Annotated in this window: 20 protein-coding genes; 4 read left to right on the plus strand and 16 right to left on the minus strand. The window is 57.8% G+C overall.

The window, feature by feature from the left end:
• Positions 1-104 precede the first annotated feature (104 nt).
• Positions 105-2,810 (plus strand): HTH-type transcriptional regulator MalT, encoded by a 2,706-nt coding sequence (gene malT, locus VZP09_RS18970; RefSeq protein ID WP_002920545.1) that lies wholly within the window; start codon positions 105-107, stop codon positions 2,808-2,810.
• Positions 2,811-2,825: 15 nt separating this feature from the next.
• On the opposite strand, the gene VZP09_RS18975 is transcribed toward malT, so the two are convergent.
• From VZP09_RS18975 to glpE, 3 genes are read right to left on the minus strand one after another with little or no spacing between them, the layout of a single operon-like run.
• Positions 2,826-3,584 (minus strand): DeoR/GlpR family transcriptional regulator, encoded by a 759-nt coding sequence (locus VZP09_RS18975; RefSeq protein WP_002920548.1) that lies wholly within the window; start codon positions 3,582-3,584, stop codon positions 2,826-2,828.
• Between the two features lie 49 nt (positions 3,585-3,633).
• Entirely contained in the window at positions 3,634-4,464 is an 831-nt protein-coding gene (gene glpG, locus VZP09_RS18980; RefSeq protein ID WP_109139581.1) for a rhomboid family intramembrane serine protease GlpG, read from the minus strand.
• Positions 4,465-4,514: 50 nt separating this feature from the next.
• Entirely contained in the window at positions 4,515-4,844 is a 330-nt protein-coding gene (gene glpE / locus VZP09_RS18985; protein ID WP_002920552.1) for a thiosulfate sulfurtransferase GlpE, read from the minus strand.
• Between the two features lie 204 nt (positions 4,845-5,048).
• Between glpE and glpD the strand changes: the two genes are divergently transcribed.
• Positions 5,049-6,557, plus strand: coding sequence for a glycerol-3-phosphate dehydrogenase (gene glpD, locus VZP09_RS18990; protein WP_002920554.1), 1,509 nt, complete (start codon positions 5,049-5,051; stop codon positions 6,555-6,557).
• A gap of 62 nt (positions 6,558-6,619) precedes the next feature.
• On the opposite strand, the gene VZP09_RS18995 is transcribed toward glpD, so the two are convergent.
• The 8 genes from VZP09_RS18995 to asd all read right to left on the minus strand — a co-directional run bounded on the left by VZP09_RS18995 (position 6,620) and on the right by asd (position 18,220).
• Positions 6,620-6,919, minus strand: coding sequence for a helix-turn-helix domain-containing protein (locus tag VZP09_RS18995; RefSeq protein WP_002920557.1), 300 nt, complete (start codon positions 6,917-6,919; stop codon positions 6,620-6,622).
• Positions 6,919-7,266 carry a type II toxin-antitoxin system RelE/ParE family toxin gene (locus VZP09_RS19000; RefSeq protein WP_016529833.1) on the minus strand — a complete coding sequence of 116 codons (348 nt, stop codon included), beginning with the start codon at positions 7,264-7,266 and terminating at the stop codon, positions 6,919-6,921. The genes VZP09_RS18995 and VZP09_RS19000 overlap by 1 nt, the downstream gene beginning before the upstream one ends.
• Before the next feature lie 175 nt (positions 7,267-7,441).
• A complete protein-coding gene (glgP, locus tag VZP09_RS19005; protein ID WP_303685098.1) occupies positions 7,442-9,889 on the minus strand; it encodes a glycogen phosphorylase in 2,448 nt (815 codons plus the stop codon).
• A gap of 17 nt (positions 9,890-9,906) precedes the next feature.
• Positions 9,907-11,340, minus strand: a complete 1,434-nt coding sequence (glgA, locus tag VZP09_RS19010) for a glycogen synthase GlgA (protein WP_002920564.1) — start codon at positions 11,338-11,340, stop codon at positions 9,907-9,909.
• Positions 11,340-12,635, minus strand: coding sequence for a glucose-1-phosphate adenylyltransferase (gene glgC, locus VZP09_RS19015; protein ID WP_002920566.1), 1,296 nt, complete (start codon positions 12,633-12,635; stop codon positions 11,340-11,342). The genes glgA and glgC overlap by 1 nt, the downstream gene beginning before the upstream one ends.
• An 80-nt stretch (positions 12,636-12,715) precedes the next feature.
• Positions 12,716-14,692 carry a glycogen debranching protein GlgX gene (glgX, locus tag VZP09_RS19020; RefSeq protein WP_004181465.1) on the minus strand — a complete coding sequence of 659 codons (1,977 nt, stop codon included), beginning with the start codon at positions 14,690-14,692 and terminating at the stop codon, positions 12,716-12,718.
• Positions 14,689-16,875 carry a 1,4-alpha-glucan branching enzyme gene (gene glgB, locus VZP09_RS19025; RefSeq protein ID WP_004150069.1) on the minus strand — a complete coding sequence of 729 codons (2,187 nt, stop codon included), beginning with the start codon at positions 16,873-16,875 and terminating at the stop codon, positions 14,689-14,691. The genes glgX and glgB overlap by 4 nt, the downstream gene beginning before the upstream one ends.
• 238 nt (positions 16,876-17,113) lie before the next feature.
• Positions 17,114-18,220: an aspartate-semialdehyde dehydrogenase gene (asd, locus tag VZP09_RS19030; RefSeq protein ID WP_002920570.1), complete on the minus strand. Its 1,107-nt coding sequence runs from the start codon at positions 18,218-18,220 to the stop codon at positions 17,114-17,116.
• A gap of 103 nt (positions 18,221-18,323) precedes the next feature.
• On the opposite strand from asd, the gene VZP09_RS19035 reads away from it, so the two are divergent.
• A complete protein-coding gene (locus VZP09_RS19035; RefSeq protein WP_020325126.1) occupies positions 18,324-18,686 on the plus strand; it encodes a hypothetical protein in 363 nt (120 codons plus the stop codon).
• Here VZP09_RS19035 and gntU read toward each other — a convergent pair.
• The 5 genes from gntU to VZP09_RS19060 form a co-directional block, all read right to left on the minus strand.
• Positions 18,683-20,023 carry a gluconate transporter gene (gntU, locus tag VZP09_RS19040; protein ID WP_002920773.1) on the minus strand — a complete coding sequence of 447 codons (1,341 nt, stop codon included), beginning with the start codon at positions 20,021-20,023 and terminating at the stop codon, positions 18,683-18,685. The two genes, VZP09_RS19035 and gntU, sit on opposite strands and share 4 nt — an antisense overlap.
• Complete coding sequence (gene gntK, locus VZP09_RS19045) at positions 20,023-20,553, minus strand: gluconokinase (protein WP_002920775.1); 531 nt, start codon at positions 20,551-20,553, stop codon at positions 20,023-20,025. Before gntK ends, gntU begins: the two co-directional genes overlap by 1 nt.
• 180 nt (positions 20,554-20,733) lie before the next feature.
• Entirely contained in the window at positions 20,734-21,729 is a 996-nt protein-coding gene (gene gntR, locus VZP09_RS19050; RefSeq protein WP_002920777.1) for a gluconate operon transcriptional repressor GntR, read from the minus strand.
• 113 nt (positions 21,730-21,842) lie between these two features.
• Complete coding sequence (locus VZP09_RS19055) at positions 21,843-22,538, minus strand: pirin family protein (protein ID WP_002920779.1); 696 nt, start codon at positions 22,536-22,538, stop codon at positions 21,843-21,845.
• 121 nt (positions 22,539-22,659) lie between these two features.
• Positions 22,660-23,697 (minus strand): oxidoreductase, encoded by a 1,038-nt coding sequence (locus tag VZP09_RS19060; protein WP_023288047.1) that lies wholly within the window; start codon positions 23,695-23,697, stop codon positions 22,660-22,662.
• Between the two features lie 264 nt (positions 23,698-23,961).
• Between VZP09_RS19060 and VZP09_RS19065 the strand changes: the two genes are divergently transcribed.
• Positions 23,962-24,615 (plus strand): bactofilin family protein, encoded by a 654-nt coding sequence (locus tag VZP09_RS19065; RefSeq protein ID WP_015959101.1) that lies wholly within the window; start codon positions 23,962-23,964, stop codon positions 24,613-24,615.
• The last annotated feature ends 154 nt before the right edge of the window (positions 24,616-24,769 follow it).

The raw sequence follows: 24,769 nt of genomic DNA on the forward strand, positions 1-24,769 counted from the left end.
GACATAACTTGCAATAAATTTCATAATCACCGACCTTATTAGATATTAATTACGAAGCGCAAAAAAAATCGCAACCTCTCTCTTGCACAGCGAAATGTAGAACTATGTTGATTCCGTCCAAATTAAGTCGTCCGGTCCGCCTTGAACACACTGTGGTTCGTGAGCGCTTACTGGCGAAACTTTCCGGCGCGAACAATTATCGTCTCGTGCTGATCACCAGTCCTGCCGGGTACGGTAAGACAACGCTCATTTCTCAGTGGGCCGCGGGTAAAAACGATCTTGGGTGGTTTTCGCTGGACGAAGGCGACAACCAGCAGGAGCGTTTTGCCAGCTATCTGATCGCGGCGATTCAGCAGGCTACCGGCAACCACTGCGCGGCCAGTGAAGCGATGGTGCAAAAACGCCAGTACGCCAGTCTCTCCTCTCTTTTTGCGCAGCTGTTTATTGAACTTGCCGACTGGCAGCGCCCGCTGTATCTCGTCATTGATGATTACCATCTGATCAATAATCCGGTGATCCATGACGCGATGCGCTTTTTCCTGCGCCATCAGCCGGAGAATATGACCCTGGTGGTCCTGTCGCGTAACCTGCCGCAGCTGGGCATTGCCAATCTGCGCGTCCGCGATCAGCTTCTGGAGATTGGCAGTCAGCAGCTGGCCTTTACCCACCAGGAGGCGAAACAATTTTTCGACTGTCGTCTGACATCGCCTATCGAAGCCGACGACAGTAGCCGGCTGTGCGACGATGTCGCCGGGTGGGCCACCGCGCTACAACTCATCGCCCTCTCCGCCCGCCAGAATAACTCCTCCGCCCAACACTCCGCCCGCCGCCTCGCCGGGATTAACGCCAGCCATCTGTCGGATTATCTGGTGGATGAAGTGCTGGATAACGTTGACGCCCGCACGCGCAACTTTTTGCTGAAGAGTTCTCTGCTGCGCTCAATGAACGACGCGTTAATCGTGCGCGTCACCGGCGAAGAGAATGGCCAGATGCAGCTGGAGGAGATCGAACGCCAGGGGCTGTTCCTGCAGCGGATGGATGATTCCGGCGAATGGTTCCGCTATCACCCGCTGTTTGGCAGCTTCCTGCGCCAGCGCTGTCAGTGGGAGCTGGCGGTTGAACTACCGGAGATCCACCGCGCCGCGGCGGAAAGCTGGATGGCGCAAGGTTTCCCCAGCGAGGCCATCCACCATGCGCTGGCGGCCGGCGATGCCAAAATGCTGCGCGATATCTTGCTCAATCATGCCTGGGGCATGTTTAACCATAGCGAGCTGGGGCTACTGGAGCAGTCGCTGGCGGCGCTGCCATGGTCCAATCTGCTGGAAAATCCGCGCCTGATCCTGCTCCAGGCCTGGCTGATGCAGAGCCAGCATCGCTACAGCGAAGTCAATACCCTGCTGGCGCGCGCCGAGCAGGAGATGAGTGTGGAAATGGACACCGCGATGCATGGCGACTTCAACGCGCTGCGCGCGCAGGTGGCGATTAACGATGGCGACCAGGACGAGGCGGAACGTCTGTCAATGGTGGCCCTGGAAGAGCTGCCGCTGGCCAACTATTACAGCCGCATCGTCGCCACATCGGTGCATGGCGAAGTTCTCCATTGTAAGGGGAAGCTGACCAAATCCCTCGCCGTGATGCAGCAGACCGAACAGATGGCCCGCCGTCACGACGTATGGCATTACGCCCTGTGGAGCATCATTCAGCAAAGCGAAATCCTCTTCGCCCAGGGCTTCCTGCAGGCCGCCTGGGAGAGCCAGGAGAAAGCCTTCCAGCTGGTACGCGAACAGCATCTTGAGCAGTTGCCGATGCATGAGTTCCTGCTGCGCATCCGTTCTCAGCTGCTGTGGGCATGGGCGCGCCTCGACGAGGCTGAAGCTTGCGCCCGCCAGGGGATGGACGTGCTCTCCACCTATCAGCCGCAGCAGCAGCTGCAGTGCCTGGCGCTGATGGTCCAGTGCTCACTGGCGCGCGGCGATCTGGATAATGCCCGCAGCCACCTGAACCGGCTGGAAAACCTGCTCGGTAATGGTCACTATCACAGCGACTGGGTCTCCAACGCCGATAAGGTGCGAGTGATCTACTGGCAGATGACCGGTGATAAAACCGCGGCGGCCAACTGGCTGCGCCAGACGCCAAAGCCGGAGTTCGCCAACAACCACTTCCTGCAGAGCCAGTGGCGCAACATTGCCCGGGCACAGATCCTGCTGGGCGACTTCGAACCGGCGGAAATGGTGCTGGAAGAGCTGAACGAAAATGCGCGTTCGCTGCGTTTGATGAGCGATCTCAACCGCAACCTGCTGCTGCTCAACCAGCTGTACTGGCAGTCAGGACGCAAGAGCGAAGCGCAGAAAGCCCTGCTGGAAGCCCTGACGCTCGCCAACCGCACCGGTTTTATCAACCACTTTGTGATTGAAGGCGAGGCGATGGCCCAGCAGCTGCGCCAGCTGATCCAGTTGAACACGTTGCCGGAGCTGGAGCAGCATCGCGCCCAGCGTATTCTGCGCGACATCAACCAGCATCATCGCCACAAATTCGCCCACTTTGACGAAGGGTTCGTCGAGCGACTGCTGAATCATCCGGAGGTGCCGGAGCTTATCCGCACCAGCCCGCTGACCCAGCGCGAGTGGCAGGTGCTTGGCTTAATCTATTCCGGTTACAGCAACGAGCAGATTGCCGGCGAGCTTGACGTGGCGGCCACCACCATCAAGACCCACATTCGCAACCTGTATCAGAAACTGGGCGTCGCCCACCGGCAGGACGCGGTACAGCATGCCCAGCAGTTACTTAAGATGATGGGATACGGCGTCTGACGACGCCGTTGCCGTTTAGCACAGCTCCAGCTGAAGGTTGTTATCAGTGATCACCTTCAGCACGCCGGCCGGCGGCAGCACGTCGGTATAGACCGCATCGACCATACTGATGCTGCCCATGTTGACCATCGCATTGCGGCCAAACTTGGTATGGTCCACCACCAGCATCACGTGGCGTGAATTCTCAATGATCGCCCGCTTGGTGCGCACTTCATGATAATCAAACTCCAGCAGCGAGCCATCGCTGTCTACGCCGCTGATGCCGAGAATGCCGAAGTCGAGGCGGAACTGCGAGATAAAGTCCAGCGTCGCTTCCCCAATAATCCCGCCGTCCCGGCTACGCAGTTCGCCGCCGGCGAGAATAATGCGGAAGTCCTCTTTCACCATCAGCGTGTTGGCGACGTTAAGGTTATTGGTCACAATCCGCAGATCGTTGTGATCGAGCAGGGCGTGCGCCACCGCTTCCGGCGTGGTGCCGATATCAATAAACAGCGTCGCCCCGTCCGGGATCTCGCTGGCCACCCGCCGGGCGATACGCTCTTTCTCCGCCGTCTGGGTCGCTTTGCGATCGTGCCAGGAGGTGTTCACCGAGCTGGAGGGCAGCGCCGCGCCGCCGTGATGGCGGAGGATCATTTTCTGTTCGGCTAAATCGTTCAGGTCGCGGCGGATGGTCTGCGGGCTTACCGCGAACTGCTCAACCAGCTCTTCCGTGCTGACGTAACCCTGTTTTTTTACCAGCTCGATAATGGCGTCATGACGTTGTGTTTGTTTCATGAAATATCCCTGGAAAAATGTCGCCTACCCGACCCCTGTCGGTAAGTCTTTATGCGCGTTTTCGCCCATGTAAGGTATCAACAAACGCCATCGCCAGGCCGGTCGCCAGACCAGCCACGTGCGCGCCGTTGGCGATCGCCATGCCGAAAACATCAAACCAGCCAGCAATTAACCACACTAAAGAGAAGAGTATCAACCCGCGCTGCAGATAAATACCGCTCTGCGGATCGCGCTCGCCCCGCAGCCAGACGTAGCCCATCAGCGCGTAGACCACGCCCGACAAGCCACCAAACCACGGGCCGCTAAACTGGTGCTGCACGAAGCCGCTTAGCAGAGCGCTGATGACGGTGATCACCACCAGCTTGCCGCTGCCGATGCGCTTTTCCACCGCGCCGCCAAGATACCACCACCATAGCAGGTTGAAGAGAATATGCATCAGCGAGAAATGCATGAAAGCATGGCTGAAATAGCGCCAGGCTTCGAACTGCAGCGAAGGATCGTAGGGCCAGGCCAGCCAAATCATCACCGGCTGATCGCCCAGCAGATTTTGCAGGATGAACACCGCGATGCAGATCAGCAGAATCGCCCAGGTGAACGGACCGGCGTTATGCCGCAGCGTGGCAAAGAAAGGAAAGCGCTGATAGCGCAACCCGCTATTGGTCTGTCCGGACTGCCAGCTCGCCGCCAGATAGCGCGGGTCCGCCGGGTTTTCGAGAAAACGCGCCAGCTCAGCCCTGACGCACCCGGCCTGACTCTCATCAGCCAGCCAGACGTCGCTCTGGGTATGCTGCTGGATGGTCAGGATAATCCCCTGCGTCGCCATATAATCGACAAACGCCTGGGCCACCCGCGGGTTGGCAAAAGAGGTAATCATTAACATGCAGCGAATCGCTTATTCCACACAAAGGGGGATAGTATACCTGCCAGTCGTTAAAACGTCCCGCGCGCCACTTCCGCCGGGAAATGGCGATGCCAGGCGTCGAACCCGCCGTCAACGCTATAGACCTTATCAAACCCCTGCTGCAGCAGATACTGCGCGGCGCCCTTGCTGCTGTTGCCGTGATAGCACATCACCATCACCGCCGTGTCAAAGTCGTTGTCACGCATAAACGCGCCCAGCGTATCGTTGGTCAGATGAAACGCGCCCGGCGTATGACCCATCGCATAGCTTTGCGGATCGCGGATATCGACCAGTACCGCCGTCTGCTGATGCAGTTTCTGGTGCGCTTCTTCAACATTGATGCATTCAAACTGTTCCATGATTCTCTTCTCTTTCTCGTCATGACGGGCGATGGCCGGCCCAATTTTACCCTGTAGTGTACCGTCAGGCGGTAAAGAAACGCCAATATGTTACACCCATCACTTCAAAATGTTTTTTTGATGTTACCAAAAGCGCGTTTGTTTGCTATAGTGAGCGATATCGAGCATTTATGAGCTTAAACGAAAGTGTGAGAGGGTAAGAACGTGGAAACCAAAGATCTGATTGTGATAGGCGGAGGCATCAACGGTGCCGGTATCGCGGCAGATGCCGCCGGGCGTGGTTTATCCGTACTGATGCTGGAAGCGCGCGATCTCGCCTGCGCCACCTCCAGCGCCAGTTCCAAACTGATCCACGGCGGGCTACGCTACCTCGAACACTATGAGTTCCGTCTGGTCAGCGAAGCGCTGGCCGAGCGTGAAGTGCTGTTAAAAATGGCCCCGCATATCGCCTTCCCGATGCGCTTTCGCCTACCGCATCGCCCGCATCTGCGCCCGGCATGGATGATCCGTATCGGCTTGTTTATGTACGATCATCTGGGCAAACGCACCAGCCTCCCGGGATCCACCGGGTTGCGTTTTGGCGCAGAATCGGTACTTAAACCGGAAATTGTGCGCGGTTTCGAATATTCCGACTGCTGGGTCGACGATGCCCGCCTGGTGCTGGCCAACGCGCAGATGGTCGTCCGCAAAGGCGGCGAAGTGCGTACCCGCACCCGCGCTATCTCGGCGAAACGTGAGAATGGCCTGTGGGTGGTGGAAGCGGAAGATATTGATAGCGGTGAGAAGTTTACCTGGAAGGCGCGCGGCCTGGTCAATGCCACCGGCCCATGGGTCAAACAGTTCTTCGACGAAGGGATGCATCTGCGCTCGCCTTACGGCATCCGTCTGATCAAGGGCAGCCACATCGTGGTGCCGCGGGTGCATACCCAGAAACAGGCTTATATTCTGCAGAACGAAGATAAACGCATAGTGTTTGTTATTCCGTGGATGGATGAGTTCTCTATCATCGGCACGACGGACGTCGAGTATAAGGGCGATCCGAAAGCGGTGGCCATTGATGATAAAGAGATCAACTATCTGCTGAACGTCTATAACGCGCACTTTAAAAAGACCCTCAGCCGGGACGATATCGTCTGGACCTACTCCGGCGTCCGTCCGCTGTGCGACGACGAGTCGGATTCGCCGCAGGCCATTACCCGCGACTATACCCTGGATATTCACGATGAGAACGGTCAGGCGCCGCTGCTGTCCGTCTTCGGCGGCAAGCTGACCACCTATCGCAAACTGGCCGAGCATGCACTGGAAAAACTGACCCCCTATTACAAAGGGATCGGCCCGGCATGGACCAAAACCGCGGTGCTCCCCGGCGGCGATATCGGCGGCGACCGCGACGACTACGCGGCAAAACTGCGCCGTCGCTTCCCGTTCATCAGTGAATCACTGGCCCGCCATTATGCCCGCACCTACGGGAGCAACAGCGAGTGGATCCTGAAGGAAGCCAGCGCCCTGAGCGATCTCGGGGAAGATTTCGGCCACGAGTTTTATGAAGCCGAGCTGAAATATCTGGTGGAGCACGAGTGGGTGCGCAGCCTGGATGACGCCATCTGGCGTCGAACCAAACAGGGTATGTGGCTGACTGCCGAGCAGCAGGCGCGCATCAGCGAATGGCTGGCGCAGCATGCGGGAAAGTCTGAACTGTCGTTAGCGTCCTGACATCGCGTGGCGCCAGGAGAGAAATACCCGGGCTATGGCTTGCGCTTGGCCCGGATACCTGTTCACAAATTAAACGAGACTTTTTTTCCAGTCGGCAATGTGACATTTATACTGAGTTCTCCCCCCAATGCCGCAATGTAGCGTTTTAGGGTCGAAAGCCGAGGGTCGTTATCTGCCTGTTCCATTTTAGCGATCGTTGGCTGCTTTACCCCCATAGCCGCAGCCATCTCTGTTTGCGACATTTGCAACTCTTCTCGAAGCAAGTTTAAAGCGACAGACTGGCGTATCTCTGCCGCTTTCGCTGCAATACGCTGCTGGCTATCAGGACTCTGTTTCGCCATGAGTTCTTTTAGCGTGGCCATTATCGCTCCTTAGTCAGGTGTTGGCTGAATTCTCTGTCAGCCAGAGTAATCATCTCTTTGTAAAAACGTTTCTCATTCATGCCATCCTTATCGCCCGCACATAAAACGATAGCTTTCCGCAGAGGATCAAAAGCAAAAAAGGCGCGGATGGGGAGCCCATGATGCTGAACCCGCAGTTCTTTCATATTCTGAAACGTTGAATCTTTCACCGTATCAACATACGGGCGCCCAAGCTGCGGAGCAAACTCAGACAGGATGAGCATCGTGGCCAACATATCCTCTTTTAAAGCTCTACTTTGTAATTCGAACCAGGTATCAAACGTATCCGTCGTTTCTACATCCCACATAGGCTATGAACGTAAACTTATTGAGCATTTATCGTACTGCTGGCGAATTCACGTCAATAGTATATTCCCGCAATAGCCTGAATCCTCCCCGGCACTTTTCCGAATAAAACGTTCGCCACACAACACAACGGGGCCAAATGGCCCCGTTGTGTTGTGTGGCGTTGCATTGACTGGCTTACAGCCTTACCGGGTCGATATGCCAGATATATTTCGCGTACTCCTGGATCGTCCGGTCAGAAGAGAAGTAGCCCATGTTGGCAATATTCAACATCGCCTTATAGGCCCACTCTTCCGGGTTTTGATACAGCTCGTCGACGCGATCCTGGCAGTCCACATAGCTACGATAGTCCGCCAGAACCTGGTAGTGGTCGCCAAAGTTAATCAGCGAATCCAGCAGGTCGCGGTAGCGCCCCGGTTCTGCCGGGCTGAAGACGCCGGCACCGATCTGCGTCAGCGCCTGGTGGAGCTCTTCATCCTGCTCGTAATATTCGCGTGGTTTATAGCCGCTGCGACGTAGCTCCTCCACCTCTTCCGCGGTGTTGCCGAAGATAAAGATATTCTCTTCGCCCACGTGCTCCTGCATCTCCACGTTTGCCCCATCAAGGGTGCCGATAGTCAGCGCGCCGTTAAGGGCAAACTTCATATTACTGGTGCCGGAAGCTTCAGTGCCTGCGAGGGAGATCTGTTCCGACAGGTCTGCCGCCGGAATGATCAGCTGCGCCAGGCTAACGCTGTAGTTGGGGATAAAGACGACCTTCAGCTTGTCGCCAATCTGCGGATCGTTATTGATCACCGCCGCCACATCGTTGATCAGGTGAATAATGTGCTTGGCCATATAGTAGGCCGAGGCCGCCTTACCGGCGAAAATATTCACCCGCGGCACCCACTCGGCCTGCGGATCGGCCTTGATCCGGTTATAGCGGGTGATGACGTGCAGCACATTCATTAGCTGCCGTTTGTATTCATGGATACGTTTGATCTGCACATCAAACAGCGCCTTCGGATTGACCACCACATTGAGCTGTTGAGCAATATAGCTGGCCAGCCGCTGTTTGTTCTCAAACTTGGCCTGACGCACCGCCTGATTGACCATCGGGTAGTCGATATGCTGTTTCAGCTCATCAAGCTGACTCAGATCGGTCCGCCAGGTGCGGCCGATATGCTCATCCAGCACTTTCGACAGCGGCGGGTTGGCCAGCGCCAGCCAGCGGCGCGGCGTCACACCGTTGGTCACGTTGATAAAGCGCATTGGGAAGATTTTGGCGAATTCGGCAAACAGTGACTCCACCATCAGTCGGGAATGCAGCTCGGACACCCCGTTGACCTTGTGGCTGACCACTACCGCCAGCCAGGCCATCCGCACACGGCGGCCGTTAGACTCGTCGATAATCGAGGTGCGGCTGAGGAGGTCGGTATCGTTCGGATACTGCTCCTGCAAAGTCTTGAGGAAATAGTCGTTAATCTCGAAGATAATCTGCAGATGGCGCGGCAGAATTTTACCCAGCATATCCACCGGCCAGGTCTCGAGCGCTTCGCTCATCAGGGTGTGGTTGGTATAGGAGAAGACCTGACAGGTCACCTCGAACGCCTCGTCCCAGCTGAACTTATGTTCGTCGATAAGCAGACGCATCAGCTCCGGTATCGACAGCACCGGGTGGGTGTCATTCAGGTGGATGGCAATCTTGTCCGCCAGGTTGTCATAGGTCTTATGCAACATGTAATGGCGACTCAGGATATCCTGCACCGTGGCCGACACGAGGAAATACTCCTGGCGTAGGCGCAGCTCGCGGCCGGAGTAGGTCGAGTCGTCCGGATAGAGCACGCGGGAGACGTTTTCGGAGTGGTTTTTATCCTCTACCGCGGCGAAGTAGTCGCCCTGGTTGAATTTACCGAGGTTAATTTCGCTACTGGCCTGCGCGCTCCACAGACGCAGTGTGTTGGTGGCGTCGGTGTCAAAGCCGGGGATGATCTGGTCGTAGGCTTCCGCAATGATCTCCTCCGTCTCAATCCAGCGGGTTTTCTTTCCTTCCTGCTGAATGCGGCCGCCGAAGCGCACTTTATAGCGGGTGTTGTGGCGCTCAAACTCCCACGGGTTACCGTACTCCAGCCAGTAGTCAGGAGACTCTTTTTGTCGGCCATCGACAATATTCTGTTTAAACATCCCGTAGTCGTAGCGGATGCCGTAACCGCGTCCCGGCAGACCCAGCGCCGCCAGGGAGTCAAGGAAGCAAGCCGCCAGGCGGCCCAGACCGCCGTTGCCAAGCCCGGGGTCATTCTCTTCATCGATCAGCTCTTCGAGATCGAGCCCCATCTCCGCCAGCGCGCTGCTCACATCGTCATAAATGCCCAGCGACAGCAGCGCATTCGAGAGGGTGCGGCCGATCAGAAACTCCATCGACAGATAGTACACCTGGCGCACTTCCTGGGAGAGCTGCGCGCGGTTGGAGCGCAGCCAGCGCTCCACCATGCGATCGCGAACGGCAAACAGCGTGGCGTTAAGCCATTCATGCTTGTTGGCGATGGCCGGATCTTTACCGATGATAAACATCAGTTTATAGGCAATAGAATGCTTTAACGCCTCAACGCTCAGCGTCGGTGATGCATAGCTAAAGGGTACATTCATAACAATGACTCCAGTGGTTACATCAAGCGTTGATAAAGTTCGCGATAGGAGTTCGCGGCAACCTGCCAGCTAAAATCCATATTCATCGCCTGACGCTGCACGTAGCGCCAGAGCGACGGGCGCGACCAGAGGACAAAGGCGCGGCGGATAGCGCGCAGCAATGACAGCGCATTGCTGTCCTCAAAGACAAACCCTGTCGCCAGACCATCGGCCAGATTCTCCAGCGAACTGTCAGCGACGGTGTCCGCCAGACCGCCGGTGCGGCGCACCAGCGGCAGCGTCCCGTATTTCAGACCATACAGCTGAGTCAGGCCGCAGGGTTCAAAGCGGCTCGGGACCAGAATGACGTCGGCGCCGCCCATAATGCGGTGGGAGAAGGCCTCATGGTAGCCAATCTGCACACCCACTTTGCCCGGGTGTTCGGCGGCGGCGGCGAGGAAACCTTCCTGCAGCACCGGATCGCCGGCGCCCAGTAGCGCCAGCTGGCCGCCCTGCTCAAGCAGACCCGGCAGCGCTTCAAGCACCAGGTCCAGCCCTTTCTGGCTGGTAAGACGGCTGACGACGGCAAACAACGGCGCTTTATCATCGACCTTCAGGCCCATGGCAATCTGCAGCTGACGCTTGTTCTCCGCCTTCTCCTCCAGAGTGTCGCGATCGTAGCGCATCGGCAGCAGCAGATCGTTTTGCGGGCTCCAGATACCGTCGTCAACGCCGTTGAGAATTCCCGACAGCCGACCTTCATGATGGCGCTGGCGCAGCAGCCCCTCCATGCCGTAGGCGTACTGCGGCTCGGTGATCTCGCGCGCGTAGGTCGGGCTCACCGCCGTAATATGGTCGGCGTAGTAGAGGCCGGCCTTGAGAAACGAGATCTGCCCGTTAAACTCGAGGCCATGCATGTTATAGAACGACCACGGCAGCTCAATGTCATTCATATGCCAGGAGTAAAACATCCCCTGGTACGCCAGGTTGTGCACGGTAAACACCGATTTAGCCGGGCGTCCGCGCGCCGCCAGGTAGGCCGGCGTCAGGCCGGCGTGCCAGTCATGGGCATGCACCACATCCGGGCGCCAGAACGGATCCAGTCCGCTGGCCATTTCACTTCCCACCCAGCCCAGCAGCGCAAAGCGCAGGACGTTGTCGGGATAAGCGTGCTGGTTGGTATCGTGGTAAGGGCTCCCCGGACGGTCATAGAGATGCGGGGCGTCTATCAGGTAGATCCCCACGCCGTTAAAGTGGCCGTACAGCAGCGTGATCCGCCCGGCGAAGGTATCCCGGCGGGTCACCACCTGGGCATCCACCACGCCGCGACGGATATCGGGAAACGCCGGCAACAGTACGCGCGTATCGATACCCTCCGCGATTTGCGCCGCCGGCAGTGCGCCGATGACGTCCGCCAGACCGCCCGTCTTTAACAGCGGGAACATCTCAGAACATACATGTAAGACCTGCATTAGCGCTCCTGTTTGTGCCCTAATTTCCGCAGCATGTCGCGGGTCACCAGCACGATACCTTCCTCTGAGCGATAGAAGCGGCGTGCATCCTCTTCCGCATTCTCACCAATCACCATTCCTTCCGGGATAACACAGGCGCGGTCAATCACGCAGCGACGCAGGCGGCATGAGCGCCCCACCCAGACATCTGGCAACAAGACTGCCGAATCAATGTTACAGAACGAATTCACCCGCACGCGCGGGAACAGCACCGACTGCACCACCACCGACCCGGAGATAATGCACCCCCCGGAAACCAGCGAGTTCAAGGTCATGCCGTGGCTACCGGAGCGGTCCTGCACGAACTTCGCCGGCGGCAGCGATTCCATATGGGTGCGGATCGGCCAGTTCTGGTCGTACATATCCAGCTCCGGCGTGACTGACGCCAGATCGAGGTTAGCCTTCCAGTAGGCTTCCAGCGTCCCCACGTCGCGCCAGTAAGGTTCGGCGTTCGGGTCGGACTGCACGCAGGAGAGCGGGAAAGGATGTGCATAAGCCATGCCAGCTTCGGTGATCTTCGGAATGATGTCTTTACCGAAATCGTGGCTGGAGTTCTCGTTGCGATCGTCTTCTTCCAGCAGCTCATAAAGATAGGCGGCGTCAAAGACATAAATGCCCATGCTGGCCAGCGATTTGGTCGGGTCGGTCGGCATCGCCGGCGGGTTGGCGGGTTTCTCGACAAACTCAATGATTTTTTCGTTTTCGTCGACCGCCATGACGCCGAAGGCGGATGCCTCTTCAATGGGCACCGGCATGCAGGCCACGGTGCAACGCGCCCCTTTTTCGACATGGTCGATCAGCATGCGCGAGTAGTCCTGCTTATAAATATGGTCGCCCGCGAGGATCACCACGTACTCGGCCTTGTAGCGGCTGATGATATCCAGGTTCTGCGTCACCGCATCCGCCGTGCCGCGATACCAATTTTCGCCATGCACGCGCTGCTGAGCCGGCAGCAGATCGACAAACTCGTTCATCTCTTCGCTGAAGAACGACCAGCCGCGCTGGATGTGCTGCACCAGCGTGTGCGACTGATACTGGGTAATAACGCCGATGCGGCGGATCCCTGAGTTAATGCAGTTAGATAATGCGAAATCGATAATACGGAACTTGCCGCCAAAGTGAACGGCAGGTTTCGCACGCTTAATGGTGAGATCCTTCAGCCGGGTGCCACGCCCGCCCGCGAGGATCAACGCCACGGATTTGATGGGTAATTGACGCGCCAGCATCAGCGGATCGTTTTTTTCAAGCCTAACCATGATTAACTCCTTTTTACACCCCCGCTTTCCAGCTCATCCCGCCGCGCCGCCGCCACGGGTCCAACCGAAAGCTTCAGGGCTTACGACCTTTGAAATACGCACACTCCGTGCGCGGGCCCATGCCAGACAGCCATGATGACCGGATTATCCTCTCCGGCGAATGGAGGAACGGCGCGCCATTCCCCCTCGGGTAAAACCATATCCACCACCTCTGCGGTGGCGTTCAGCGTGAGCAGCCAGCGATCCGACAACTGGATCTGCATACACGCGGCCCCCTGCTGCCACTCCGCGGCAGTCAGGGGCTGGGCGTTGCGATTAAGCCAGCGGACGTTGCCATCCCCCTCCTGCCACCAGCGGTTGCGGGTGAGCGCCGGAATACGGCGCCGCAGGTGGATCAGCGCCGCGGTAAAGGCGGTTAATCCCGGGTTCGCCTGGCGCCAGTCCAGCCACGTCAAGGCGTTGTCCTGGCAGTAAGCATTATTGTTGCCGTGCTGGCTGTGGCCCTGTTCATCGCCCGCCAGCAGCATTGGCGTCCCCTGAGCCAGCAGCAGCGTCGTCAGCAGCGCATGCGCGCTGGCNCGCCGCCGTTCAATCACCGCAAAATTCGCTTCTAATCCTTCTATACCATGATTGTTGCTGTAGTTATTGTTAGTCCCATCGCGATTCTCCTCCCCGTTTGCCTCATTGTGTTTCTGATTGAAACAAACGCAGTCGCGCAGCGTGAAGCCATCGTGGGCCGTCACCAGGTTGACCGTCGCCGATGGCGGCTTGCCATCGCGGGCAAAGAGATCGCTGGAGGCCGCGAAACGTTGCGCAAAATCCCCCAGGGAGACATTTTGCTGTAGCCAGAAGCGTCGGGCGCTATCGCGAAAATGGTCATTCCATTCAGCGAACAGCGGTGGGAAATTACCCACCTGATAGCCGCCCGGGCCGATATCCCAGGGTTCCGCAATCAGTTTCACCTGCGACAGCACGCTGTCGCGGCGGATAGCCTCGAACAGCGGCGCATCCTGGCGGAATTCCGGCGTCCGCCCCATCACTGAGGCGAGGTCGAAGCGAAAGCCGTCGACATGGCACTCATCCACCCAAAAGCGCAAACACTGGCGCGCCCACTCCACCACGCCGGGGTGGCTAAGATTGAGCGTATTACCGCACCCGGTCCAGTTGTGATAATCGCCATCCTCCCTTACCCAATAATAGCTACGGTTGTCGATTCCGCGCAGGGAGACGGTGGGCCCTTCGAGATCGATTTCCGCACTATGGTTGAGCACGATATCCAGAATCACTTCGATACCGGCGGCATGCAGCGCCTTAACCGCATCGCGAAACTCATCCAGGGCGCGATCCGGGTCGCTGGCGTAGCGCGGATCCAGCGCGAACCACGCCAACGGGTTGTAGCCCCAGTAGTTGCTTAACCCCATCCGCTGCAGTCGCGGCTCGCTGGCGAACTGCGCCACCGGCAACAGCTCAAGGGCGCTGATGCCCAGCGATTTGAAGTAAGCGATCATCGCCGGGTGGCCCAGCGCTTTATAGGTTCCGCGAATGGCTTCCGGTAGCTGCCGATTAAGCAAGGTGAGCCCTTTCACGTGCGCTTCATAAATCACCGTTTCCCCCCATGGGGTACGCGGCGGTTTATCGCCACGCCAGTCATAGCGCAGATCCACCACCTGCGATTTTGGCGCGACCGCGGCGCTGTCGCGGCGATCGGGCTGCCACATGCCGCCGTGCAGGCGCTCATCGTCAGGCAAATCGCCCTCGACCCGGTGGGCGCTGGGATCGATCAACAGCTTGGCCGGGTTAAAGCGGTGCCCCTGCGCCGGGTCCCAGGGACCATGTACCCGATAGCCGTAGCGCAGGCCCGGCCCGGCGGCGGCCAGCCAGCCGTGCCAGATGTCGCCGCTGCGCGCCGGGAGATCGAAGCGTTGCTCGTTGCCCTGCTCGTCGAATACGCACAGCTCCACCCGCTCCGCATGGGCGGAGAAGAGGGCGAAATTCACCCCCTTGCCGTCATAGCTGGCGCCCAATGGCGCAGGTTTGCCTGCCGCGAGTGAGGTCATTGCGCCTCCCGGACCAGCCAGATCGTCGCCAGCGGGGGCAGGGTCAGCGACAGCGAATGCTCGCGGCCATGACTGGCGATAGCGTCGCTTTCCACCACGCCGCCATTGCCCTGATTGCTGCCGTGATAGTGCATGGAGTCGGTATTTAGCGCCTCGCGCCAGCGGCCCGGCTGGTTAATGCCGAAGCGGTAGTCGTGGCGCGGCACCGGCGTGAAGTTGCTGGCGACGATAATCTCGTTGCCCGCCCGGTCACGGCGTACAAAGACAAACACCGAGCGCTCATGGTCGTCGACCACCAGCCATTCGAAGCCGTAGGGGTCAAAATCCAGCTCGTGCAGCGCTTTATGATGCCGGTAGGTATGGTTCAGGTCGCGCACCAGCCGCTGGACGCCGTGGTGCCAGTTGTCGCCGCCCTCCAGCAGATGCCAGTCGAGGCTAACGTCATGGTTCCACTCGCGGCCCTGAGCGAACTCATTGCCCATAAACAGCAGCTTTTTCCCCGGGAAGGCGAACAGCCAGCCGTAGTAGGCGCGCAGGTTGGCGAACTTCTGCCAGGCATCGCCCGGCATGCGGTCGAGAATCGATTTTTTGCCGTGCACCACTTCATCGTGGGAGAGCGGCAGCACAAAATTCTCGGTGTAGTTGTAGAGCATGCCGAAGGTCATTTTGTCATGATGGTAGCGGCGATGCACCGGATCGAGCTTCATGTAATCCAGGGTGTCGTGCATCCAGCCGAGGTTCCATTTGAACCAGAAACCGAGGCCGCCGCCGGCTGGCGGACGGGTCACCCCGGCAAAATCGGTGGACTCTTCCGCCATGGTGACCGCGCCCGGCGTCTGTTCGCCAAGGATGCGGTTGGTGTTGCGCAGAAACTCAATGGCTTCCAGATTCTCCCGACCGCCGTATTCGTTGGGGATCCACTCTCCCGCCTTGCGGCTGTAATCGCGATAGATCATCGAGGCCACCGCGTCGACCCGCAGCGCATCGATGCCGAAGCGTTCGATCCAGTACAGCGCGTTACCCACCAGGTAGTTGCTGACTTCCCGACGTCCGTAGTTGTAGATCAGGGTATTCCAGTCCTGGTGATACCCCTCGCGCGGATCGCTGTGCTCATACAGCGAAGTGCCGTCAAACGAGGCAAGGGCAAAATCATCCGCCGGGAAGTGGCCGGGCACCCAGTCAAGAATGACGTTCAGCCCGGCGGCGTGCGCAGCATTGATAAAGTAACGGAAATCGTCGCGGGTGCCGAAGCGGCGGGTCGGCGCATAGAGCCCGGTGGGTTGATAGCCCCAGCTGCCGTCGAACGGGTGCTCGTTAACCGGCAATAGTTCGAGATGGGTGAAGCCCATCCATTTCGCATAGGGCACCAGCTGGTCGGCCAGCTCGCGGTAGCTCAGCCAGAAATTATTATCGGTATGACGGCGCCAGGAGCCGAGATGCACTTCATAGATAGAGATCGGGGCATCAAACTGGTTCGCCGCTCTGCGGTCCGCTGGCTGTTCCACTTTGGGCGGCAGGTCGCAGATAAGCGAGGCGCTTTCCGGACGCATTTGCGACTCAAAGGCGTAAGGGTCGGCTTTGACCCGCAGATTGCCGTGGGCGTCAATCAGTTCGAATTTATACAGCTGGCCATTATGCGCGCCGGGAACGAACAGCTCCCAGATCCCGGACTCTTTGCGGAATCGCATCGGGTGGCGACGGCCATCCCAGTAGTTAAACTGCCCCACCACCGATACGCGGCGGGCGTTCGGCGCCCACACCGAGAAACGGGTACCGGTGACGCCGTCCATGGTGGCAGCGTGCGCGCCCAGCGTTTCGTAAGGGCGCAGGTGCGTCCCTTCCGACAGCAGCCAGACGTCAAGGTCCTGCAACAGCGGACCAAAGCGATAAGGGTCATCGATCAGATTCTGCTGCCCGTGCCAGGTGACGGCCAGCTGATAGCGAAAAGCGTTTTTACGCCGCGGCAGGACGCCGCTGAAGAAACCACGCGAGTCGAGACATTCGAGCTTGCCGACTTTGCGTCCGGTTTTCGGTTCAATAACCCACACGTCGGTGGCATCGGGTAATAATGCGCGCACTTCCAGCCCGGCGTCAGTACGGTGCATGCCGAGCACGGAAAAGGGATCCGCGAAATGACCGGCGATTAGCGCATTAATCACGTCTCTATCAATATGATTAGACATGCTTTCATCCTGTTGTAAGTGTCGCTCATTCCTGTAACTGGCGACTTNNNNTGACCTGAACGGCGCAGTGCTCTCAGCATCCTCCTGCTCCGTCCCACCTTCAGGTAAGGAATTCCTTACTTAAAGCATAGCCAAGGCTGAGTTACCTCCGTGGGGAAAAATCTAACATCCGCGTTTACTCCTTGTATTACGCAAAAAAAAAGGGGGCTTGAAGACCCCCTTTCTGTTCATCCTGGGCTTACGCCAGCTGGCGAAGCATCCGGCGCAGCGGCTCCGCGGCGCCCCACAGCAGCTGGTCGCCAACGGTAAAGGCCGATAGATACTCCGGCCCCATATTCAGTTTACGCAGGCGTCCTACCGGGGTGGTCAGGGTGCCCGTCACCGCGGCTGGGGTCAGCTCGCGCATGGTAATCTCACGATCGTTCGGTACCACTTTGGCCCACGGGTTGTGCGCGGCCAGCAGCTCCTCAACGGTCGGGATAGAAACATCTTTCTTCAGCTTGATGGTAAACGCCTGGCTGTGGCAGCGCAGCGCGCCAACGCGAACGCAGAGGCCGTCTACCGGGATAACGGACGAGGTGGCGAGGATCTTGTTGGTCTCCGCCTGGCCTTTCCACTCTTCGCGGCTCTGACCGTTATCCAGCTGTTTGTCGATCCACGGGATCAGGCTGCCCGCCAGCGGTACGCCAAAGTTATCGACCGGCAGCTCGCCGCTGCGGGTCAGCGACGTCACTTTGCGCTCAATATCCAGGATGGCGGAAGCCGGGTCCGCCAGCTCCGCGGCCACATGATTATGCAGCTGCCCCATCTGGCTCAGCAGCTCGCGCATATGACGCGCGCCGCCGCCGGAAGCCGCCTGGTACGTCGCCACGCTGACCCACTCCACCAGATCCTGAGCAAACAGGCCGCCGAGGGACATCAGCATCAGGCTGACGGTGCAGTTGCCGCCGACAAAGGTTTTCACGCCGTTGTTCAGGCCGGCGGTGATCACATCCTGGTTAACCGGGTCGAGGATAATGATCGCATCGTCCTTCATGCGCAGCGAAGAAGCCGCGTCAATCCAGTAACCCTGCCAGCCGCTTGCGCGCAGCTTCGGGTAAATCTCGTTGGTGTAATCGCCGCCCTGGCACGTGACAATAATGTCCAGCGCCTTCAGAGCGTCCAGATCGAACGCATCCTGCAGCGTGCCACCGGTGCTACCGCCGAATGACGGCGCTGGCTGTCCCAGCTGGGAGGTAGAGAAGAACACCGGGCGAATGGCGTCGAAATCGCGCTCTTCAACCATGCGTTGCATGAGGACAGAGCCGACCATTCCGCGCCAGCCGATAAAACCAACATTTTTCATAACGTATTCCTGCGAGGTGTGTGCTGTTTGTGCCTGGCCAGTTTCCAACTGGATTATCCCTCACCTTACAAAATGCAGCTAAAGTCGCAAGTGAAATTAATCAATGATTGCTGAACAATCAGAAAAGCAACTTATCCTGCACATTGTCCACCGTCGCTGGTCGTCGTCAAAAGCGCAACGATTATCGGGGAAATCCCCCGGGGAATGGAATATTTTCCGTCGCTATTTTATTGATCCTGATTATGGATTAAGCGTGAAATCTGGTGCTTTTCCGCTTGCCAAAAAAAAGCGACAAACCCAGTCACAGCAAGGGCTGACGAGGGATACGAGCATCGTCGTAGCGCTAATAAGGGCCAATAGCTGGCAAGGAAAAGAGGGAAAAAGGGCGGCTTATTGCAAAGAAGCCAGGGTAAGCAGCGTTACCCTGGCTTTTTATTTCCCGCGAGCGGGAGATGAGCGGGCTTAGCTCAGCAGCTGGAAGGCGATCATACCGACAATCGCCCCGGTGGTGCCAAGGATGGTTTCCATCATGGTCCAGGTCTTCAGCGTCTGGGCTTCACTGGCGCCGGTAAATTTACCGAACAGCCAGAAGCCGGCGTCGTTCACGTGGCTTACCACAATCGAGCCGCCGGCGATACAGATAGACAATGCCGCCATCTGCGCGCCGCTGTAGTTCAGCTGCTCAATCACCGGCATCACCAGGCCGACCGCCGTCAGGCACGCCACGGTGGCAGAGCCCTGAATGATACGCACCGCCGCCGCCAGTACGAAGCAGGTAATAGCGATCGGCAGCCCCATTCCGGTCAGCGCTTCACCAAGCGCCGGGCCAACGCCGGAGTCAACCAGCACCTGCTTGAAGACGCCGCCAGCCCCGATCACCAGCAGAATAATCCCGGCCGGCTGCAGCGCGTGGCCGCAAATCTCCATCACCCGGTCTTTCGCCATTCCCTGACGTACCGCCAGACCGTAAATCGCCACCAGGCAGGCCACCAGGATCGCGGTGAACGGGTGGCCGATAAACTCGAACCATTCGTAGGCAGTGGAACCCACCGGCACAAAGCGCGCGGCGATGGTTTTCAGGCCAACCAGCACCAGCGGCAGCAGGATCAGCGCCAGGCTGAAGCCGAAGGAGGGCATTTTGCCTTCGCCGAGATGCGGTTCCGTGACGTCGTCAGGAATATGCAATTCGACGTAGCGGCTGATGAAGTTGCCCCATAGCGGACCGGCGATAATCATCCCCGGAATGGCCGCACACAGGCCAATCAGGATCATCCAGCCAAAGTCGGCGTGCATTTGCGACGCCAGCAGCATCGGCGCCGGTCCAGGCAACAGAAACGCCGCGGCGGCGGCAACGCCGGCAAACAGCGGGATCACCAGCTTCACGAGGTTAGTACCGGTATGGCGCGCCATCGAGAAGGCGACGCTAATCAGCAGTACGATCGCCACTTCGAAGAACAACGGCAGCGCGCAGATGAGTCCGGCGAGACCAATCGCATAGTGCGCGCGATTGTGGCCAAAGGATTTGAGCATCTTGACGGCAATCTGATCGACCGCCCCCGTTTCATGCAGGATCTTCCCGAACATCGCGCCGAGCGCGACGACGATCGCCAGGAAGCCCAGCGTACCGCCCATCCCTTTCTCCATCGTCGCCGCGATTTTATCCAGCGGCATGCCGGAGAAGAGACCGGCGCCAATAGAAACCACCATCAAAGCCACGAAGGCGTGCATTCGCGCCTTCATGACTAAAAACAGCAGCAGCAATACCGAGCCGACTGCTGTTAAAACAAGCGTTAAAGTACTCACTAGTGACTGCCTTTGTTGATCACCTCGATGGTGCTGGCCACCACGCCTTCCAGCGGCTGGTCGATATCGACGATAAGCACATCGCTCTCGTCGGCGCCTGGTTCCTGCAGCGTTTCAAACTGCGTCACCAACATTTGGGTTTTAAAGAAGTGCCCTTTACGCGCCTTCAGACGGCTTTCGATCACGTCGAAATCGCCTTTCAGGTAGATGAAGGAGAGGTTCGGATTGCCCTTGCGCAGAATGTCGCGATAGCTCTTCTTCAGCGCCGAGCAGACGATCAGCGACACCTTGTTGGTACGCTGCATGGCGAACGCGGCGTCATTTAGCGCCTGCAGCCACGGCGTGCGGTCGTCATCGTTGAGCGGCTCGCCGGAGGCCATCTTGGTGATATTGCTGCGCGGATGGAGAAAGTCGCCGTCAAGAAACGCGGCATGCAGTTGATGCGCCACTTCGCTGGCGACAGCGGATTTTCCGCTGCCGGAAACGCCCATCAGGACATAGACGTGGTGATCATGGTTAGTCGTGCTCAAAGCGTCCTCCCACTGGACTGGTACGCCGCGCCGGGGCTGACTCATCCAGCGCGAAGGCGGCGTATCGGTTAATTGTTACAGGTAACTGTTATCGGTAACATTGTCATGCCGGACCTGTGGAGAAGCAATATCCATTCGTGCCAGATGTGAATATGTGTGATCTACTTCAAACTTGTCAGTTTAAATTGATCCGCCCGGTGACAATGTGAAACCTAAATCTAACATCTTAGGGGTAATCGCTTCACCACGAATGCGCGCCAGCAGCCGTTCGGCGCCGATGCGCCCCATTCGCTCGCGCGGGGTCAGGACGCTGGCCAGCCGCGGCTCCATCACCTGGCCGATATCATGGCCGTGGAACCCGGCGATCGCCATATCATCGGGGATCTTCAGCCCCAGACGCTGGCACTCGAACGCCGCGCCGACCGCGAGGTCATCGTTGGTGCAGAAAATGCCGTCGAGCTGTGGATATTCGCGGCGCGCCTGGCGCATCAGCTCAATCCCCGAAGAATAGGACGAGGATTGCTCCACCATCACGCTGTAGGGCGTCATCCCGGCGTCAAGCATCGCCTGCTCGTACCCCTTCTGTTTGATGATAGTACGTTCATCAAGACGCGCCCCCAGATAGGCGACATGGCGGTGGCCGCGGGCGATGATCGCCGCGGTCATCTGCCGGGCGGCTTCAAAGTTATCAAACCCGACGGCAATATCGAGACACGGCGACCGGCTGTCCATCAGCTCCACCACCGGAATGCCGGCGACTTCGATCATCTTCAGGGTGCGCGGCGTATGGGTGCGTTCGGTGAGGATCAGGCCATCAATGTTCCAGGAGAGCATCGATTCGAGGCGTTTCTCTTCCATTTCCGGCTTATAGCCGTAGTGCGCCAGCATGGTTTGATAGCCGAAGGCGTCGGTGACGCTTTCGATACCGCGCAGTACTTCCGAAAAGACCTGATTGGTTAACGACGGCAGCAGCACGCCGATGGCGCGGCTGGTGGCGTTGGAAAGAATGTCAGGGGCGCGATTGGGAATATAACCCAGTTCATCGAGGGCAACGGCAATCTTGCCACGCAGCGCTTCGGAGACCTGCTCCGGGTTGCGTAAATAGCGACTGACCGTCATTTTGGTCACGCCGACAAGATCGGCTACATCCTGAAGTACGGGTCTTTTCTTTTTCATCGTCCTGACTGTGATCAACNNNAAACATTTTCTCAGTTTATCACGGACAAAGCGCAACCTTCCCTAACATGAGGGAAGGCTGCGCAATTTATTTAACCTGGCTCAGATAACTATCAAACCGGCGGCAGATCGAACAGCAGGATCTCGCTATCGCTGTCGGCATGAACCGAAATCGCCTGCTCGTCCCAGATGGCCAAACCGTCGCTGGTGGTGGCTTTGGTACCGTTGATGGTCACTTCGCCTTTGACCACCTGGATCCACACGCGGCGTTCCGCGGCAATCTGGTGAACCGACTGCTCATCTTTCAGCAGCGCCCAGCGATAGAGTTCCATATCCTGGTACACCTTCAGCGAGCCATCTCGCGCATCCGGCGACAGCACCAGCTGTTTGCCCTGGGCGGCGTCGAAGCGGCGCTGCTCGTAGCGCGGGGTAATGCCGGTTTCTTCCGGAATAATCCAGATCTGATACAGACGCAGACGATCGGTTTTGCTCGGGTTGTACTCAGAGTGGCGCACCCCGGTACCCGCGCTCATGATCTGGAACTCGCCCGCCGGCACCTGCTCTTTGTTGCCCATGCTGTCCTGGTGCTCCACCGCCCCTTCCAGCACATAGGTCAGGATCTCCATGTCTTTGTGCGGGTGGGTACCGAAGCCCTGACCGGCGTCGATGACGTCGTCGTTAATCACCCGCAGGGCCGAGAAGCCCATAAAGTTCGGGTCATAATAGTTGGCGAAAGAGAAAGTATGCCAGGAATCCAGCCAGCCATGGTTAGCGTGGCCACGTTCGTTCGCTTTGCGTAAATAGATCATGTTGCACCCCCGTATGTTGTCGATGGAGTCAGTGTGGACCCATTTCGCCGGCGATCATAGAGGGTGAAAATTGACTCCTCTGTTCAAAAAATATGAACAAGCGCAGAGGAGCCAATTTGACTTATCGGGTAAGGGTAATGGTGGCCGGTGAAGGCTGCTCAAAGCCGCGCTGCAGGATCTCCATATTGGTGAGAACGTCAGTTTCCTTGACGTAATTCGGCTGGCCGTTGACGAGGGTGTCGTACAGCGCGTCGTACACCCGACCATAATCGCCGCTCTCCAGCGGCACCGCTTCGCGCACCATCTCCCCTGCCTCGTTGACATACACCAGCTCGCCAACGCTGTCGTCCGCGCCAAATCCCGGCTCGCCCGGCATGATATTGGCCTTCAGGCTGGTCTCCTGCTGGTCAATGCCGTACTTCACAAACGAACCTTTGTGCCCGTGAACGATAAATTTCGGGTAATCGATCTGCACCAGATGGCTGGTCTTAACGATGGCCTTCATATCGCCGTAGAACAGCTGGGCTTCAAAGGTGTCATCCGGGTTGGCTTTATTGCGCAGCGAGCGCAGATCGTAAGAGACATGGTCCGGGCGGCCGAACAGCGAAATGATCTGATCCAGTATATGCACGCCAAGGCCATAGAACTCGCCGTTTTGCGGACCGCCGGGGTTGGTCTCCGCCAGCGGGCGATAATTATCGAAATGGCTTTCGATCTCCACCAGTTCGCCGAGTTTCCCGCTCTCAATCACCTTTTTGGTGGTCAGGAAACAGGAGTCGAAACGGCGGTTCTGATAGGGCGTCACCGTCAGGCCTTTGCTGTTCGCCAGGGCAAACAGAGTTTTTGCTTCCTCCAGCGTCGGGGTGAACGGCTTTTCCACCAGCACGTTTTTCCCCGCCTCCAGCGCCTTTTTCGCATATTCAAAATGGCTGTCGGCGTGAGTGCAGACCACCACCAGCTTGACCAGTGGATCGTTTAATACTTCTTCAAGGTCGCTGGTGAAATGAATATGGGAATACTGCGGCGCCTGCTCCTCGGGCTTCGCCCGGCGGCGGTAAATGTGCGCTACCTGCCAGCGGTCTTTGCGGTGCAAAACGTAAGGAAGGTGATAGCGGGTGGTGCTTTTACCAAAGCCAATAAATGCGCAGTGCAGAGTCATAACGCTGTCCTTAGTTAATGAGCTACCTTCAACCATAGCGCAAGCCGGTCCCTCACTTCATCCTCTCTGTTCGCTTGCAGTGAAGATTCGTTAGGAAAATAGTTCGAGTATCACTCATACGTAATTATTAATAACTTATTGATTAATAAGTGATTAAATCAACGGTTTTCGGCAAAAAACCTTGATCGCCATGGCAAAACTGCGGATAAGTGGAGAGCAAACCAGGAGGTTGCTGATGACTAACGGAGTAGCCAGCCGCTGCTGATGGACAAACAGTATCTCGCCATAAACGGCGCCCTTTTTTTCTGGCTTCTCGCGCTGATCGCCTGGTCTGTCGATGCAAGCGCGCTGGCGCGCCTGGCGGCCGCCTGCGCGCTTATCGCTTTCCTCCTCCATAGCCAACGGAACAAGATTAACGCGATGTTTATTAAGAAAAATAAAACGGAACCTCAGATATCAGAAGCAGCCACGCCTCCGGCAATTAACCCAGAACCCGAAGCGGTCGCCAGCAAAAAACACGAGACTACGGTCATCGCCAGCGGGGTGCATTTCGTCGGCAATATAGTCGCCAGCGGCCATGTCTATATCCACGGTCAGGTCACCGGCAACATTGAGGCCAAAGAGCATTTGATTAAGGTAATGCGTGAAGGCCAGGTGGAGGGCAACGTCAGCTGCCGGGAGCTAATAATTGACGGCAAGGTGCAGGGCCAGTGTCATGGCGACAGCATCACCATCGAGGAGCACGGCCATCTGGAGGGTACCCTCGCCTATCGCGCGCTGGCGATCAAGAAAGGCGGCGTTTTTAGCGGTCGCGCTGAACTGCTGGCCGCCGCGGAGAACAAAAGTCATATTCTCGGTCTGGTAGCAGACGCACCCTCCAAAGCCGACGCGGAGCCCGTCAGGCCGCAGAGCGCCTGAGATAGCAGCAAAAAAAAAGCCAGCACCCGGCTGGCTAAAGTAATACTGGAAGCAATGTGAGCAATGTCGTGCTTTCAGGCTTTCCGCAAGGGTCTCCCTGAATGCAGGACAATAATAATCATTCTCATTCGCACTTGTCTACTTTTTTTTGCAA

It is taken from the genome of Klebsiella sp. EMBS2024, from assembly GCF_036233805.1.
In the GTDB taxonomy this organism is placed as follows: Bacteria; Pseudomonadota; Gammaproteobacteria; order Enterobacterales; family Enterobacteriaceae; genus Klebsiella; species Klebsiella pneumoniae.